This window comes from Nitrosospira briensis (assembly GCF_900115125.1).
Taxonomy (GTDB): domain Bacteria; phylum Pseudomonadota; class Gammaproteobacteria; order Burkholderiales; family Nitrosomonadaceae; genus Nitrosospira; species Nitrosospira briensis_A.
Window position 1 is genome coordinate 558,541 of sequence record NZ_FOVJ01000002.1, and the last position, 15,717, is coordinate 574,257.

General features: G+C 54.0%; 11 protein-coding genes. 3 read left to right on the forward strand and 8 right to left on the reverse strand.

Annotation, left to right across the window (positions count from 1 at the left end; genetic code table 11):
- Positions 1 to 73: 73 nt before the first annotated feature.
- Positions 74 to 2,404: a 5-methyltetrahydropteroyltriglutamate--homocysteine S-methyltransferase gene (gene metE, locus BMZ14_RS07895; protein WP_074796414.1), complete on the reverse strand. Its 2,331-nt coding sequence runs from the start codon at positions 2,402 to 2,404 to the stop codon at positions 74 to 76.
- Between the two features lie 115 nt (positions 2,405 to 2,519).
- On the opposite strand from metE, the gene BMZ14_RS07900 reads away from it, so the two are divergent.
- Entirely contained in the window at positions 2,520 to 3,449 is a 930-nt protein-coding gene (locus BMZ14_RS07900) for a LysR family transcriptional regulator (RefSeq protein WP_218144990.1), read from the forward strand.
- A gap of 142 nt (positions 3,450 to 3,591) precedes the next feature.
- Here the strand turns inward: BMZ14_RS07900 and BMZ14_RS07905 are convergent, their stop codons facing one another.
- Positions 3,592 to 4,332 (reverse strand): 4-aminobenzoate synthase, encoded by a 741-nt coding sequence (locus tag BMZ14_RS07905; protein ID WP_074796416.1) that lies wholly within the window; start codon positions 4,330 to 4,332, stop codon positions 3,592 to 3,594.
- 184 nt (positions 4,333 to 4,516) lie between these two features.
- On the opposite strand from BMZ14_RS07905, the gene BMZ14_RS07910 reads away from it, so the two are divergent.
- Positions 4,517 to 4,939 carry a YqaA family protein gene (locus tag BMZ14_RS07910; protein WP_074796418.1) on the forward strand — a complete coding sequence of 141 codons (423 nt, stop codon included), beginning with the start codon at positions 4,517 to 4,519 and terminating at the stop codon, positions 4,937 to 4,939.
- A 131-nt stretch (positions 4,940 to 5,070) separates the two neighbouring features.
- Here the strand turns inward: BMZ14_RS07910 and grxD are convergent, their stop codons facing one another.
- From grxD to BMZ14_RS07940, 6 genes are all read right to left on the reverse strand, one after another.
- On the reverse strand, positions 5,071 to 5,379 hold the full coding sequence (gene grxD / locus BMZ14_RS07915; protein WP_074796420.1) for a Grx4 family monothiol glutaredoxin: 309 nt from the start codon (positions 5,377 to 5,379) through the stop codon (positions 5,071 to 5,073).
- Positions 5,380 to 5,500: 121 nt separating this feature from the next.
- On the reverse strand, positions 5,501 to 6,352 hold the full coding sequence (prmC, locus tag BMZ14_RS07920) for a peptide chain release factor N(5)-glutamine methyltransferase (RefSeq protein ID WP_256208474.1): 852 nt from the start codon (positions 6,350 to 6,352) through the stop codon (positions 5,501 to 5,503).
- A 126-nt stretch (positions 6,353 to 6,478) separates the two neighbouring features.
- Positions 6,479 to 7,555, reverse strand: coding sequence for a peptide chain release factor 1 (gene prfA, locus BMZ14_RS07925; RefSeq protein WP_074796422.1), 1,077 nt, complete (start codon positions 7,553 to 7,555; stop codon positions 6,479 to 6,481).
- Positions 7,552 to 8,805 (reverse strand): glutamyl-tRNA reductase, encoded by a 1,254-nt coding sequence (gene hemA, locus BMZ14_RS07930; protein WP_074796424.1) that lies wholly within the window; start codon positions 8,803 to 8,805, stop codon positions 7,552 to 7,554. Before hemA ends, prfA begins: the two co-directional genes overlap by 4 nt.
- A 207-nt stretch (positions 8,806 to 9,012) precedes the next feature.
- Positions 9,013 to 14,025: a hypothetical protein gene (locus tag BMZ14_RS07935; RefSeq protein ID WP_074796426.1), complete on the reverse strand. Its 5,013-nt coding sequence runs from the start codon at positions 14,023 to 14,025 to the stop codon at positions 9,013 to 9,015.
- 334 nt (positions 14,026 to 14,359) lie between these two features.
- A complete protein-coding gene (locus BMZ14_RS07940; RefSeq protein WP_074796428.1) occupies positions 14,360 to 14,821 on the reverse strand; it encodes an NUDIX hydrolase in 462 nt (153 codons plus the stop codon).
- A gap of 263 nt (positions 14,822 to 15,084) precedes the next feature.
- Between BMZ14_RS07940 and BMZ14_RS07945 the strand changes: the two genes are divergently transcribed.
- Complete coding sequence (locus tag BMZ14_RS07945) at positions 15,085 to 15,678, forward strand: SRPBCC family protein (RefSeq protein ID WP_256208475.1); 594 nt, start codon at positions 15,085 to 15,087, stop codon at positions 15,676 to 15,678.
- Positions 15,679 to 15,717: the final 39 nt, after the last annotated feature.

Consider the following 15,717-nt stretch of genomic DNA (forward strand, 5'->3'; position numbering starts at 1 on the left):
GAGACAGGAAGGATGCATTTCCTTCCTTGAAATCGTGAATCATTTTTGCCGAGAAATAAAGAAAGCTGTCGGGTTACGCTGTGCTAACCCGATCTACCTCTACCTCCCTGACAGATTCAAACTGCGAAGTTCCCAAACGGGCGCGTAACAAAACGGCGGCTTCAACCATTCGCTTCAGAGCTGTGACGACTTCCGGCCAGCCCCTTGTCTTTAAGCCGCAATCGGGATTCACCCATAGTTGCGCCGGGTTGATCACCAGGCAAGCTTTTTCCAGCAACTCCAGCATCTCCCTGGTTTGAGGAATCCGCGGCGAGTGAATGTCGTATACGCCGGGCCCTATCTCGTTGGGATACTTGAAATGGCCGAATGCATCCAGTAACTCCATGCGCGAACGCGAGGTTTCGATGGTAATCACGTCCGCATCCATATCGGCAATGGCTGGCAGAATATCGTGGAATTCCGAGTAGCACATGTGGGTGTGTATCTGGGTCTCATCCCTCACACCAGAACTGGCTACGCGGAATGCTTCCACTGCCCACCTGAGATATTCGTTCCAATCACGCTTCTTTAGTGGCAATCCTTCACGAAAGGCGGGTTCGTCGATCTGAATAACGCCTATTCCGGCCTGCTCCAGATCTGCGACTTCGTCACGAATGGCGAGCGCGAGCTGAAGAGCAGTGTGAGAACGTGGCTGATCGTCGCGCACAAATGACCACATCAGCATGGTGATAGGGCCGGTCAACATGCCTTTGACGGGCTTTTCGGTCAGGCTTTGCGCATATTGGATCCAATCCACGGTCATCGGCTCGGGCCGAAAGATGTCGCCATAGAGAATAGGCGGCTTTACGCAACGGGACCCATAACTTTGCACCCATCCATTTTCGGTAAAGACGTAGCCCCACAGTTGTTCGCCAAAATACTCCACCATGTCATTACGCTCGGGTTCTCCATGTACGAGCACATCCAGCCCGATTTCCTCCTGCTTTCTTATCGCCAACTGTATCTCATCTCGCATTGCTTCCAGATATTGCAAATTTCCGAGCTCGCCTTTTTTGAAAGCGGCGCGCGCCTGGCGAATTTCCGGCGTCTGGGGAAATGAACCTATGGTTGTCGTGGGCAAAAGGGGAAGTTGTAAACGCTCCCGCTGCCGCGCCTGCCGAACGGAGAACGGATTTGTACGTCCTATATCATCCTGCGTCAGCCGCTTCAGGCGCTCCTGCATCACCGGCCTGTGTATTCGCGGCGATTCTGCGCGAGCTTGCCTGGCCTTGGCAGAGGCGATCAAGGTCTCACGTATCGCATTTTCTCCCTCGTTCAGACCTCGTCCGAGGATAGAAATTTCGTTCAATTTCTGCGCGGAAAACGCCAGCCAGCTCTTGATTTCCTCATCCAACCGGGGTTCCAGTTCAAGATCCACCGGGCAGTGCAGCAGGGAACAACTGGGCGCAACCCACAACCTTTCGCCGAGAACGGACTGTGCGCGCGACAAAATCGAAAACACCTGTGTGAGATCCGCACGCCACACGTTGCGCCCATCAATAATGCCCAATGACAGCACTTTGCCTGCTGGATAACCATCAAGAAAAGTATCGAGTTGATCCGGCGCCCGGCACAGGTCGATATGCAGTCCATCCACCGGCAGGTTTTTCAAGCGCGTAGCGTGGTTGTCCACTGCTTCGAAATAAGTCGCCAGCAGCAGTTTCGGCGGCGTTCCCGTTTCTTTCAGGATTGTGTAGGCTTGATCGAGGCCACCCAACCACTTTTCATCCAGATCGAGCGCTAACACCGGTTCGTCAATTTGAACCCATTCCACGCCCATGGATGCGAGCCGGGCGAGAATATCGCGATAAACCGGCAGCAGATCCGCCAACAGATCCAGGCGGTTGAAATCAGACGTGGTCGCTTTTCCGAGGTACAGGTAAGTCAATGGTCCGATCAGCACTACCTTCGGAACAATGCCGAGGGCGCGAGCCTCGGCCACCTCGTTGAAAAGTCTGGGAGAGCCGATGCGAAATGAAGTGTGCGAATCGAATTCCGGCACGATATAGTGATAGTTGGTATCGAACCACTTCGTCATCTCCATGGCTGGCTGAGTCGCGGTGCCGCGCGCCATTGCGAAATACAAATCCAGCCCCACGTTGTGGCCCCCTGCGTTGAATCTTGAGGGGGTGGCGCCGAGTAGCGCCGTCATATTCAGCATTTGGTCGTACAATGCGAAGTCGCCGGCCGGGACGAGGTCGATGCCGAGGTCCCGCTGCAAAATCCAGTGACGTTTCCGCAACTCCGCCGCTGTGGCTTCCAGTTGCTCATCATTGATATCGCTACGCCAGTATGCCTCAAGCGCCTTCTTCAGTTCTCGCCCCGCGCCAATACGCGGGAAACCAAGGTTATGTGTCGTTGCCATTGTTCGCTCCCGTTAATTCAGTTGCAGTAAGGGAAGATTGTGTGGCAGACTAAATTATGAATCAAATGAAAATTTGTAAAGGATTAATGAATAAAATTCATATTTAAATATAACCATGTCACTCGTGTCCATTCTCGAACTACGTCACCTTCGGACGCTTGCCGCGTTACATGAAACAGGTAGCGTTTCGCGCGCCGCCAAGCGCGTGCATCTTACCCAATCTGCCTTGTCACATCAGATCAAGGCGCTGCAAAACCATTACGGGCTTTCAATAATACAGCGACGGGGCCAAGCCGTTGAACTTACCGATGCGGGAAGACATCTGGTTGCACTGGCGGGAAAGGTGCTGGAGCAAATTCAATCAACTGAACGGGACCTTGCCAAGATATCGCAGCAGGCCACGGGCAGTTTGCGCATCGCATTGGAATGCCATACCTGCTTCGATTGGCTGATGCCGCTCATGGATGCTTATCGCCAGCACTGGCCAGAGGTGGAACTGGATCTGGTTTCCGGATTCCATAGTGATCCAGTGAAACTGCTGGAAGAAGGTGGGGCCGACGTGGTGATCGGATCTGAACACAAGCAGCAGCGCGGCATCATCGACCATCCGCTATTCCGTTTCGAAATTCTCGCGGTTCTGGCGCCGGAACATCCCCTGCGCGCAAAGCGAATACTGCACGCAGCCGACTTCAGCAATGAAACCCTTATTACCTATCCGGTGCCGGACGATCGCATTGACCTGATTCTCAATGTGCTGAAACCGGCGGGGATTCATCCCGAGCGGCGCACCGCCGAACTGACCGTGGCGATCCTGCAACTGGTAGCCAGCCGGCGCGGTGTGGCGGCACTACCCAGTTGGGGTCTCAAAAACTATGTCGATCACGATTATGTCATTGCGCGCCGTATCGGTTCGCAGGGACTGTGGAGCGACCTGTACGCCTCAACCCTGACCGAGACGGCTTCCCGTCCCTATTTGCGCGATTTCCTTACAACGGCAAGAAATACATGTTTCGCTACGCTGGACGGAATCATCCCGTTGGAATAAAAGCAGTATAGGGAGAGAGGGGTGAATAATACGTGGAAGCGACTGGATAATTCTTCAGCGCGGGTCCCGAGGAGGACGGAGAAATAAACTGGCAGGCAAACGACACATCGACGTATCATTTGCCTGCCGAGCAGGGCGATTATCAGTGCAACGTTACTACCTCGGCTTCGCAGGCGAGGTCTGAGCAGTAATTATGGTAGACGCCATCAAGAAAACCCCATAGCGCATCACACGCCCGAATCGTTGCCGCCGCTACCTCAGCCTGTTTCTCCGGGGTATCGGCAAAGCGCTCGATCAAATCCCATTCCGCTTGCGAATGATACACGTCGGCTTCCTGGTGCACCGTAAAGAATTCATAACTGGCGGGATCGGTCATTCCGTAGTACCTCTCCAGCCCATCAATTTTTACGGAGGCGATGGACGGAACCTGGGATTCAAAGGCGTGCATTGCTGCAAGACCAGCATAAAACGGCTGGTTCAGGCAGATGTCGCGAAACGTCGACACCAGCCTTGCGGTCCCCGGCAAAGCGTCCGCCTTGGCGAGGTCGCTGTCGCTTGAACCCAGAGCGAGAGCAAAATTCTTCCATAAGGCAGGATGGTTTTTGTCGCCATGCTCTTCGCTGATCAGGTTTTTGAGCACTTCCTGGCGTACGCTGATGTCGCCGCTATTGGCTTCAGTGTGAAAATGCGGGGTATTGAAATGCACCGCGCTCAAATAGGTCGGCTCGGCCAGCACATTATGAAAATATTGTTCCGCATATCCGCGTAATTGATCTTTCGTGAGCTTGCCTTCTGTCCATGCCACATAAAAAGGGTGCTTGAGCAGGTGCCTGGCATTAATGATGGAATCGATCTTTTGCTTGAATGGTACGTTGGTCGTCATGGTTTTCCTCTTGGACAGAGATTGATAATCGGCGACATATCATCGCCGAAATAATGCCGTTAAGTCAAATTTTGGATTAAAACCGGCGGAATCGATCAGTCATAGCCAACGCAAGACATTCACCTCATCCACTTTTGGCACATTAGCGGCTAAACTGCGGGCTTTATTTTTTCAGAAAAATGTCATGGATGAGCGATCGAGCCTGCTGGCGCTTTTCACTACCAGTTTCCTCTCTGCCACCTTGCTCCCCGGCGGCTCCGAAGCTGTGCTATTCGGTGTTTTGACAGCTTACCCACAGCTTTATTGGACTGCCCTGGGGTTCGCATCATTGGGCAACACCATGGGCGGAATGAGCTCGTATGCTATCGGGCTTTTTTTACCTGATGAAAAAACGCTTCTGAAACAATCCGGCGATAATATACGAGGCTTGAAGTGGGTGCGCCGTCATGGCAGTCCCATTTTGCTGCTTGCATGGGTGCCGATAATCGGCGATCTGCTGTGTGTTGCGGCTGGATGGCTTCGTGTCAACTGGATATGGGCGATGCTGTTCATGGCTGTCGGAAAGTTCGCACGCTACTGGGCAATCGCTGCAGCCATGCAGCTATGAGTATAGATGGCCTGATCCTTAATGCGGTTTGCCGATGTGCTACTGCCGTTGTCTTCGAAAACAAGCCGGCTGCTGGCTTACTGGCCGGCTTATCGGTGCGAGTTACCCTGCTCGCATATCAAATGATGTCTTCATTTCTTGAGCAATTTCTGCAATTCACCGCTCTGGTACATTTCGCTCACGATATCGGAACCGCCGACGAACTCGCCATTGATATAAAGTTGCGGAATCGTGGGCCAGTTTGAGTACTCCTTGATGCCCTGCCGGATTTCCGGCTCTGAAAGCACATCCACAGCGAAAATATCATCGACTCCGCAGGCGTTGAGAACCTTGACTGCATGGGCGGAAAATCCGCACTGAGGCGCGCCCGGCGTTCCCTTCATATAGAGCACTACGGGATGGGTGCTTACCTGCTGTTTGATGGTTTCTTGCGTATTCATAATGACTCCTTCTTCTCTTTAAAATTAAATAGCTTCAAATCAGCTTATGGGAAAGTCAGGCCCTTTTCAAGGGATTTGACTCATTATTCAACATATCTCCGAATCTCATTTTACAGCTCTTTCAGGAAACTGCCAGATATCCGCCGCTGACCCGCATTACGCCCGCCAGGTCGGGATGGGAAAACACGCCGGCGAACCCCGCCTCACCCAGCAATTGCCTGCAGGTTTCCGCCTGATCGTAACCGTGCTCCAGGAGCAGTGCGCCGCCGGCGGCGAGATGAGCGGGAGCGGAGGCGATAATCGATTGGATGCAATCGAGGCCTTCGTCCCCTGCGGCAAGTGCGATGCCGGGTTCGAAGCGTAGGTCCCCTTGATCCAGATGTGGGTCGCCATACGCAACATAGGGTGGATTGGAAACAATAAGGTTGAATTGTTCACCGGCAAGCCCCTTGAACCAGTCGGCTTCCATGATGCGCACATTGCTTACATTGAGTTGCTCGGCATTCTTCCCGGCAACCTTCAAAGCATCGGCGGAAAAATCGACGGCGATGATATCGGCAGATGGACGGTGCTTTGCTATCGTCAATGCGATCGCGCCACTGCCGGTTCCAAGGTCGAGAACCTTGCAGGGAAGGTCGAGAGGGATGCGCGCCAGGGACAGGTCGACCAGCAATTCCGTCTCGTGGCGGGGAATCAGCACTGCGGGGGTCACCGCGAAGTCCAAACTGTAAAACTCCCGTTTTCCCGTGAGGTAGGCGACTGGTTCGCCATGAGCACGCCGCATCGTCAACGTTCGGAAAGACAAAGCCTGGCCTGGCGCGAGGTCCTGCTCGTGATGCGCTAAAAGATAGGAATGGCTCACGCTCAGCACGTACTGCAACAACATGCGCGCATCGATCTCATCAATGACGCGGCCTGCCTGACGTAGCGCTTCCAGTATTGTGATCTGCTGCATCGCGAGCATCGTGAGCATTGTGAGTCTAGCCTGCGGTTACGATTGAGGCACGCATCATGGCGTTTATCCCAGGTCAACCACAATCCGAAGGAGGCAGCGAAGAAAATCGAGGTGAATAAAGGCGAAAGCGCACTGACGCCCGTTCTATTCCCCCATGGCGGCCAATTGCTCGGCCTGATGTTCGGACATCAGCGCAGAGCAAAGCTCGTTCAGATCTCCATCCATGATCTGCTCGATCTTATAGAGCGTGAGGTTGATGCGATGATCGGTTATCCGGCCCTGGGGAAAGTTATAGGTACGAATACGGCCTGAGCGATCGCCACTACCGACCAGGGATTTGCGTGTCGCAGCCTGCTTGCTCTGCTGCTCCTGCGTTTGCTTGTCGCGGATCCGTGCCGCCAGCACGCTCATGGCCTGTGCCTTGTTTTTGTGCTGCGAACGCCCATCCTGGCACTCGACCACGATACCGGTCGGCAGATGCGTGACGCGTACCGCGGAATCCGTCTTGTTGATGTGCTGGCCGCCTGCGCCGGATGCACGAAATGTATCGATCCGCAACTCGGCGGGATTCAGCACAACGTCCATGACCTCGTCCGCCTCGGGCATGACCGCGACAGTGCAGGCGGAAGTATGAATGCGCCCCTGGGTCTCGGTGGCAGGCACCCGCTGAACCCGATGCCCGCCCGATTCGAACTTGAGTTTGGAATACGCCCCGGCTCCGATGATCTTGGCAATGATTTCCTTGTAACCCCCTGCTTCGGAAGGGCTTTGCGAAATGATTTCAACCTGCCAGCGATGCCGTTCTGCAAAGCGCGTATACATGCGAAACAGATCGCCGGCAAATAACGTGGATTCGTCTCCACCCGTGCCCGCGCGGATTTCCAGAAAAATATTGCGATCGTCGTTGGGATCCTTCGGCAGCAATTGCTTTTGCAACTCGGCCCCGAATCGCACCAGCTTCTCTTTGGCATCGCGCATTTCCGCATCGGCAAACTCCCGCATCTCCGCATCCGCGGACATCTCCTGCGCAGTATGAACATCACGTTCGCTTTGCAGGTAAGCATCATAAAGCTCGACTACCGGCGCAATCTCCGCGCGCTCCCGCGTAAGCTTGCGGTAATTATCAAGATTGCCGGTAATGCTTTCGCTACTCAGCATACGGTTCAACTCATCCAGGCGCACGCAAAGTTGCGTGAGCTTGGCAGCAATACTTTTATTCATTCTGGATGGTGAAGATGATACAGGCGGCTGATCAGATCGACCAGGTCGTCACGCTCGTCCGCTGCAGCATGATTAAGGGCGTAGGAGGGTAAATGCAGGAATTTGTTGGTCAGGCCATTACTCAAGGACTCAATGATTTTTTGCGGATCTTCACCCTTGGCCAGAAGCTTCGTTGCTCGCTCCAGTTCATGACGGCGATACCGTTCAGCCTGGTCGCGCAGCGCACGTATGGTGGGAACGACCTGGCGCGACTCGAGCCAGTGCATGAAATTGACCACATTGTTGTCGATAATCGCCTCGGCCTGTGCTACCGCGCCCTGGCGTGAATCCAGCCCTTCCTTGACGATATCGGCAAGATCGTCCACTGAATAGAGAAACACGTCGTCCAGTTCCGACACTTCAGGCTCAACATCTCGCGGTACAGCCAGGTCCACCATGAAAATCGGACGATGCTTGCGCGCCTTGATGGCTCGCTCCAGCATGCCTTTGCCAAGTATGGGGAGCGTACTTGCGGTACAGGTTATCACGATGTCGTGCAATGCCAACTGTTCGGGAAGCTCGTTCAGAGTAATGGCATGCCCATTGAAACGATGAGCCAAAGCCTGTGCACGGTCATGGGTACGGTTCGCGACCGTAACGCGCTTAGGATGACGTGCGGCGAAATGACTTGCACATAACTCGATCATCTCGCCTGCACCGATGAATAATACGCGCTGCTCGCCTATGTCACCGAAAATCCGCTCCGCCAGGCGGGCTGCCGCCGCAGCCATGGAAACGGAATTCGCGCCAATCTCTGTGGAACTGCGAACCTCCTTCGCAACAAAGAAAGTACGCTGAAACAACTTGTGCAACAACATGCCAAGGGTGCCGGCATGCTCAGCGGACTTCACTGCGCTCTTTAACTGGCCGAGTATCTGCGGCTCACCCAGCACCATCGAATCCAGCCCGCTGGCCACCCGAAAAGCATGCTTCACCGCCTGTTCGCGGGGCAATTTGTAGAGATACGGATCCAGTTCGCGGGCTTGAAGATGATGAAAATTCGCCAGCCAGTGCGTCGCCTCCTCAGGTTTTTCCGTACTGCAATAAATTTCGGTACGATTACAGGTGGAGACAATCGCCGCCTCCCTCACGGGATGATGGCCTACAAGATCGTGCAATGCGTGTTCCATCGCATCTTCCGGGAACGACACCTGCTCGCGCACATCCAGCGGCGCGGTCTGGTGGTTGATTCCGAAGGCGAATAACTGCATGGAAGACAAGGTAGTAGCCGGTACGCCCGGTCAGGAATTTGAAAATTTGCTGATTATAGTATTACAAGCATTTGAATACCATAAGTAAGAAGAGTTTCTGCTTTAGAGAAATATTATGAGGAAAATCGAGGATATGTCCGGCAATCGCGTGATGAAAAAAAAGAGCGCCCATCAGGACGCTCCAATAAGCGTAACAGATTTAACTTATCACTTCGTCGAATCAAAATTTCCCAACAGGACCAGATCACCCGGCACCGCGCAACTGCTGAACGTAATGTAGTTATTCGCCGGGAACAACAGGTTTTTCAATGCGAACACGGAGACCGCCTCAAACTGGATCGACAGCTTCTCCACGATCTGCTGTGGCACCTGACTCTGAATCTGCTGGTTGACCTGTGCCGCCAGATCGTCGGAACCGCTGGGACCGCCGCCAGAGAGGTGGCCGCTGACTACGACGCCCTGGCTGGTGGTCCTGATCTGAATGGTCTGGTCGCGGCCATCGCCGCCCACGCTCAATGGCAGGGAGGATCTTACTTCAATGGTCACATCTGTGGCGAGGCTGGAATCTCTGCAGCGGGTGCAGTTCGAAAAACAAGGCCAGTGTGTGGTGCAGGATCGCTGATTGTATTGCAGCGACTGGCCACGGCTGCCGCTGTAATACATTTGCCCGTTTGGCTGCACCGTGATTGCGGTATCCACCAGCGACCAGGACACGTCGTTGCCGCCGGGAACCGAGTAGGTATAGTCGGTCATGGAGCCTCCGTATCGAGAGCTGGTCGAGGTGCTATGGTTGAGCTTGCTCAAATCGACCGTGCCGATGACACTGGCGTTGGTAAACTTGCCAGACCACGCTTTCGTGGTGCTGCCCGGATTCACACCCTGCAGCGACCACCCATTGTTTCTCAGGCTTTGCGGCAGCACTTCCTTGAATATCAACTCGGAACGCACCATCATGCTGTTGCTCTGGCCTTGCGGTAGCGGTTCCGGAATATTGTTCAGGAATGCTTGCGAGTAATTCAATACCGGCCGGCCTCCGGTCATGATGAAGAGTTGCAGCATCTGGTTGTTGGCTGGAGTCTGGAGCGGCTTGAAAATGAAATCATTGGGCTTTAGCGCGTCCAGTGTCGGAATTGCGGTCAGATCGAGCTGATTGATCAGGTAGATGACGGGGTTGCTGACGAAATACTCCTTGACCGCCTTGTTGAATTCCACCTTGGTTGCATCGCTCAGGTCGATATTGCTGATCGAGAAGGCGCCTTCCTTCATGTCCAGTTGCACTTTCAGGACGTTGTGATTACCGTTGTCGATCTTGACCGTACCCGCGACCTTTGCCAGCTGAATCACTGCTGTGAGGGTTTCGCCGCTGATGGATTCCGGTGAATCGCATTGTTCCGGCAACGACCCCACCTGAGAACAGCGCTGTACCGAGCCGCTCAATATTTCCATGCTCAACGTGGCCGAATTATTGTTGTTGATGCTGAAGCTCAATAGGGGATAGCCGTAGTCGATCGTGAAGCGATTGATCACGGTGACACCGCCCGGATATTTTTCCGAAGTGTTAACCGTGATGCGATTCTTGTAGACGGTATCTTTTTTCAAGGTTTCGTATTGATCCAGCAGTGCGCTGTTGATTCCTTTCAAATCCATGTTGAACACCACGTCCCAGCCATTGGTGCAGCTGCCCTGTGCATTCATCTGGGCCAGCAGTGTCTCGGTGGACGGCAGGTTCGCGCCAGTAGCCAGAAGCACATCGCTCGCCGCGAGTAATCCTGGCAATTGACGCGGCGGAGCGAATGCAACCAGCCGGCTGGCGACACGCTGCTGCATTATCTTCAGCGGGTCCGCAATTCTTGCCTCAAGCACGAAGGACAACCGTATTGTCAGGCTGTCTCGTGCAAAGCTCAGGCCCTTGTTCGTGCTCGTGTTCGGCAGCGAAATTTCCCACGTAGAGAAAGGAGTGACGCGGCTGACCCCTTCGGACCAGGATTCGCCACCATCGGAGAAGTTCGGAGAGCCGTCGTGCGCGTTGTAGCTGTATATCCGCTCGCGCCAGGGGGTGCGAAACACCAGGGGATCGCGGTGAAGGTTGCGGTCCTGAAACGGCGTGCCGTTATAGGCAAGGCGAAGCAGATAGGTCCCGCTGGCGGTGGATTTGACTCCTTCCACCGCCGCAACCACAGAAATGATTCGTGCGTTGACATATTGATAGAAAGCCGGCGCATCCAGAAAAATAGTACTGAGGAAAACATTGCCACCGGTCAGTTCCTCCGGCTTCACGCCTTCAATGACATATTCGATCGGCTTGGTCCTGCTGGCCTGGTAATGGGCCAGCAGGGATTTGGCCTCCAGCGTTGCGGCCTGTTGCTGAACAACCGCAGCGCTGAATTTCAGCAGGCTGAAAGCCAGCACTGGCGTTGCCGGTTGGAGATTGGCATATTGCAGCGCCAGGTCCTGCATCAGGAACGCCTTGGCCAGGATGGTGAGAATCTGGTTCTGGATGAAGGTCAGGTGACCGGTGAGCGCCACCAGATCGATGGCAGACCGGTCGAGGTCCTCGACTCTGGCGGGATGCAGCTTCTGCTGCAACGCCTCCAGTCGCGCTGCCTGGCGGCTGTTGATCTCTTTTTGTTTCTGATTGGTGTAAATGTCCCGCCGCAGCGCGTGCAGGGAGGATTCGGCGCTCGCCACAGCCTTGCCGCGCAGTACCAGAGTTGCGAAGGCGGCTTGCAGGCTCGCCTTTTCCGGTTTGATATCCGGGCCGGACGCCATGATCTGGTTGAACTGTATCGACATCTCATCCCAGGACAGGGCCGAGGGGCTGCCAAACTGCGCCCCGTCCAGATCATCGAGCGCGCGCTGCGCATTTTCCAACCCTTTGGCGCCAGTGCTGATGCCAGTATACAGCTTGGACATTGCATTGAGGACATTCAGGGTCTTCTGGATTCTCTGGACCATAAGGCCAAGGTCCTTCACCGCAGAGATGGATGACGCCGGAATTGCGATGCTGGTTCCGAGGCTGAACAAATTGGTGGCAACTTCCAGTCCGAACTTGACCGCTTCCATGGTCTCCCACTGTTGTACGGCGGATTTGTATTTCTGCACAGCCAGATCCACGTCCCCCCGTGCTTCGAATAGCGATGCGTTCAGGTTGTTGATCTTTGCCTGCTGCTGCTCCGCTTCCGCCTTACCCTGGATGATCATTGAATCGTAAAATCCCTCCAGGTCTTTTTGCTGCGCTGTATTTGCTTCGATTACCTCGCTGATCAGCTCGCCGGACGCGATGATGTTCTGGTTGAGTTTCTTCGCCACGTCGATCACCAGTTCCTGCTGGCGCCGGTTGGCCATGCGCTGCTCGTTCTGCGCGACCTGCAGCTGTATCCTGTCCAAATGGCCTAAAATGCTTTGCACGTATTGTTCGTAATCACCATATGGCAGGATGGGAACAAAACTCCCGTATCCCGGATTGATCACGTAGTTGGCCAGGTCCATTGCACGCACGCGCAACGCAATCGATTCCTCACTCCCCCCTGCGGGAAGCATTTCCGTTACCCATGTCAGGTAACTGCGCACGAACTGCTGAAGGCAGCTATTTGCATGAGTAGACTGATCGCTGATCACCGCTTCGGCGAATGTCATTGAAAACTGCAGGCTGTCTGCCAGGAGCGGGACGGCATCTGCCGGCGGGACGGTACGAACATCGTCGGCGATAAACGGCATCGCACCTGATCCGCTTCCATCCAGGTCGAACCTGAGCCCATCCACAATCACGCTATAGCGGGACCCGGAGCGATTCTGGATTGCCAGCGCGCCGAGGAACTCATCGCACCCCAACTGCAGTGAGTCGAATGCCTCGTCAGTCAGACTGATCGATCTGGGCTGACCCTGCGCGCGCATGTCCAGCACCTGGCCAAACAAACGCACTTTTTTCCCGGGAACCTGAATGGTTGCGTTGGCGCCGGCGGATAGCACATTTGTGAACAGGACAAAATCCTGAACCTCCCCGGCTGCGACGAGTTGCATATCCGCGAGGTCGAGCCGCGCCTTATAGACGTTGACGGTGGGAGTGGCGATAAAGGAGGTGATCCCGGCCGTATCCTGCGGCAGCATGCGGACAAAATCGCGTTGATCGTAAATAGAAAAGTTCGGCTGAATCGTAGTACGGTATTTCTGCGCCATCGCACCCTTGAAGATTCGCTGCCAGATCAGCCCCCGCTTCTGTTCTATCATCACACTCAGGCTGGCAAGGTGAACGGCCACCACCGCCTGTTCGGTAAATTCCTGCTGCAGATTGACGAGCGATAGCCGGGAGTTGACGTTGAATAGGGAAAATACGCTGTTCTTGTGCGACCACAGCGCATCCCGCCAGTCGCCGTCGTGCAGCGTTGAATTGAAGATGGCCGAATTGCTCAGGCAAATGATATTCCCATACTGTTCCACATAGCCGAAGATGCCGGTAGCCCGGTCGGTAGTGAATTGAACGAAATTTTGTGATCCCTGCCCAGAAAGGGGATTGTTTCCATTCGCATAGGCCAGCTTGAGTTTTGCAAATTGTTCCGGCAGGTACGCAAATACCTGCAGAATGGTGTCGCCCAACTCCACGGCAGAAACATAATGGGTGCCGAATTCGCGGAAAGAATCCAGTACCTTGGTGCCGTCATCCTTGTTCAACTGATCGCCGTAGTCCTGGAGACGGCTACGACCCGCATGCCGCAATCTGGTTGAAGCCAAAGTGAACCCGGTACTCAGCCCATATTCCGGATCGGGCTGCCGTGGCCTTGCATGCACCAGAATGCCGCCCACCGCGGAAGCGTGATTATCGGCGCCATCCACTCTCTCCAATTTAACCAGTGCATAGCGCAAATCCGTTCTGGTCAGGTCGACACCTATTGTTTTCGACAGCATCTCCAACGCTTGCCGGCTGCCCTTGGCGCCAGCCAGCAAGGCGCCCGCGCCGAATGATGGAGCGTCAATATCGCTGGAAGGGTTGATAACCTGATACGGGATCAATTCATCCAGCAGGTCCAGTGCGGTTTCATGCAGAGTGATGGCGGGGTACGACCAGTCGCCGCGCCGTGCTATCGGCTCGACTGGCCTCAAAGCCATCGCCTGCTGTTCGGCGGGGTAGAGAATATTCAACAGTCCCGCCTGCGGTTGCCACTTGGGGTTGAGGCCGTTGATCAAATTGCTTGAGAAACCAATGCTGAAGTTTGAACCGGTCATTTGCGTATCCTTGGTTAACTGATGAGCTAGAACCGAGGATATACGCGTCGCTAGCGCTTCTAAACAAAGAAATACGGGCAAATTCGACCGGTATTCGAGGCTTTGCTAACTGGCGTTAACGGCTGACCCTGCCCCAGGGATTGCCAAGCGTCACCAAGGGTTGCCTGGTTGGACGAGCGCCATTAAGAAATAGCAGGGCGGTAAATCGATTTGCTATTGAGCATGATTGCCGTAAAGCCGAGGCAAAGGGGATTATTTCAGGCAGGTTTTGGACTATGAATGCTTTAATAACGGGAGCAGCATCAGCTCTGGGAGGTGCGGATATATTCGCGAGCTAGCGCCTCAATTTTTCAACCAGCTCATCAATAAAACCCGCCTGTGCAGGATTAATACGGCGCATAGCTTCAGAAATTTCGAACCACTCAGCGCGATCCACTTCCGGAAACTCGCGGACTCGACCCGAACCCTTCGGCCACTCCATCGTGAAGCTATTGGAAACCAGCAAGGAAGGGTCCCAGTCGCTTTCCGTAACCCATGCGTCCACCAGCTTCCCACTAGCCTGCTTGCGCTGTGTAAGTGGCAGGAACGGCCCGGCTGGCCGAAACCCGGTTTCTTCAAAGAATTCCCTCAACGCAGCCTGAAGAGGGTCTTCGCCTTCTTCGTACTCACCCTTTGCGATCGACCATGAGCCGAGGTCTTTCCTGGCCCAGAATGGTCCACCGGGGTGAACGAGCAATACTTCGAGCCGGCCGGATCGGGTGCGGTAGGGGAGAATGCCGGCGCTGGTTTTGGCCATGTTTACCTGAAATATTTTACTTGCTTGCTAACCACTATAATATTTCCGCTTGGAGCAGCTGATGGCTGAACACTCGAATATCATCTCCAGGCTCGACAAACGAAAGGTCATGTGCCGTTTCATCGATGATCGATTTCATTAAGGATCTCGGTAAAAAAAGGAGACGATACCAGCAGTGACCAAATGATCTGTTTATACTTTTATAGCAGACTCAGATTGCCCTCTCATTCCACGAATCAATAACGGCCTCTCTTGTATATGCCATGAGAAACGCTCCCTTCTTGCTATTCGTGTGGTCCGTGCTATTTACGGCGGGGTCGTTAGCAGACTCGCTGGAGGGTAAGGACATCGAAGTTCAGGTAAAGATGATCGGGGAAAACATCATTATCGACCTTAATTTTGCTGTGCCGGCAACCCAGCAGGAGGTCTGGGAAGTGCTGACCGACTTCGACGGTATGGCAGGTTTTGTCTCAAACCTGGAGGAAAGCAAGGTTGTCAGCGTTTCTTCCAAAGACAAGTTCACTATTTTCCAGCGCGGCGCCGCAATTTACGGTCCTGTCAGCTTCCCGTTCGAGTCAATACGAGAAGTAAGATTGATTCCTCACCGTAAAATAGGGACACACCTGATCAGCGGCAACATGCGCAAACTGGAAGGTATAACTCATCTGACTAACGAGGGCGGACAAACCCGCGTGGTCCATCGTACTGATGCCATCCCAAAAAACTGGATTCCTGAGACAGTGGGAAAAATATTCATCGAGCATGAAATGCGGGAGCAGTTTAATGAAATGCGAAATGAAATAATCAAGAGGAAGATGGCCGCTCTTAAAGAAACGGATGTGAGAGAAAAACGATGAACGATGACATGAATAGAAGCAGATAATTATCTGAGCGAT

Bases quoted from the DNA above. Each gene is read 5' to 3' on its own strand.
- metE (WP_074796414.1), bottom strand. From the start codon at position 2,404: ATGGCAACGACACATAACCTTGGTTTCCCGCGTATTGGCGCGGGGCGA.
- BMZ14_RS07900 (WP_218144990.1), top strand. From the start codon at position 2,520: ATGTCACTCGTGTCCATTCTCGAACTACGTCACCTTCGGACGCTTGCC.
- BMZ14_RS07905 (WP_074796416.1), bottom strand. From the start codon at position 4,332: ATGACGACCAACGTACCATTCAAGCAAAAGATCGATTCCATCATTAAT.
- BMZ14_RS07910 (WP_074796418.1), top strand. From the start codon at position 4,517: ATGGATGAGCGATCGAGCCTGCTGGCGCTTTTCACTACCAGTTTCCTC.
- grxD (WP_074796420.1), bottom strand. From the start codon at position 5,379: ATGAATACGCAAGAAACCATCAAACAGCAGGTAAGCACCCATCCCGTA.
- prmC (WP_256208474.1), bottom strand. From the start codon at position 6,352: ATGCTCACGATGCTCGCGATGCAGCAGATCACAATACTGGAAGCGCTA.
- prfA (WP_074796422.1), bottom strand. From the start codon at position 7,555: ATGAATAAAAGTATTGCTGCCAAGCTCACGCAACTTTGCGTGCGCCTG.
- hemA (WP_074796424.1), bottom strand. From the start codon at position 8,805: ATGCAGTTATTCGCCTTCGGAATCAACCACCAGACCGCGCCGCTGGAT.
- BMZ14_RS07935 (WP_074796426.1), bottom strand. From the start codon at position 14,025: ATGACCGGTTCAAACTTCAGCATTGGTTTCTCAAGCAATTTGATCAAC.
- BMZ14_RS07940 (WP_074796428.1), bottom strand. From the start codon at position 14,821: ATGGCCAAAACCAGCGCCGGCATTCTCCCCTACCGCACCCGATCCGGC.
- BMZ14_RS07945 (WP_256208475.1), top strand. From the start codon at position 15,085: ATGAGAAACGCTCCCTTCTTGCTATTCGTGTGGTCCGTGCTATTTACG.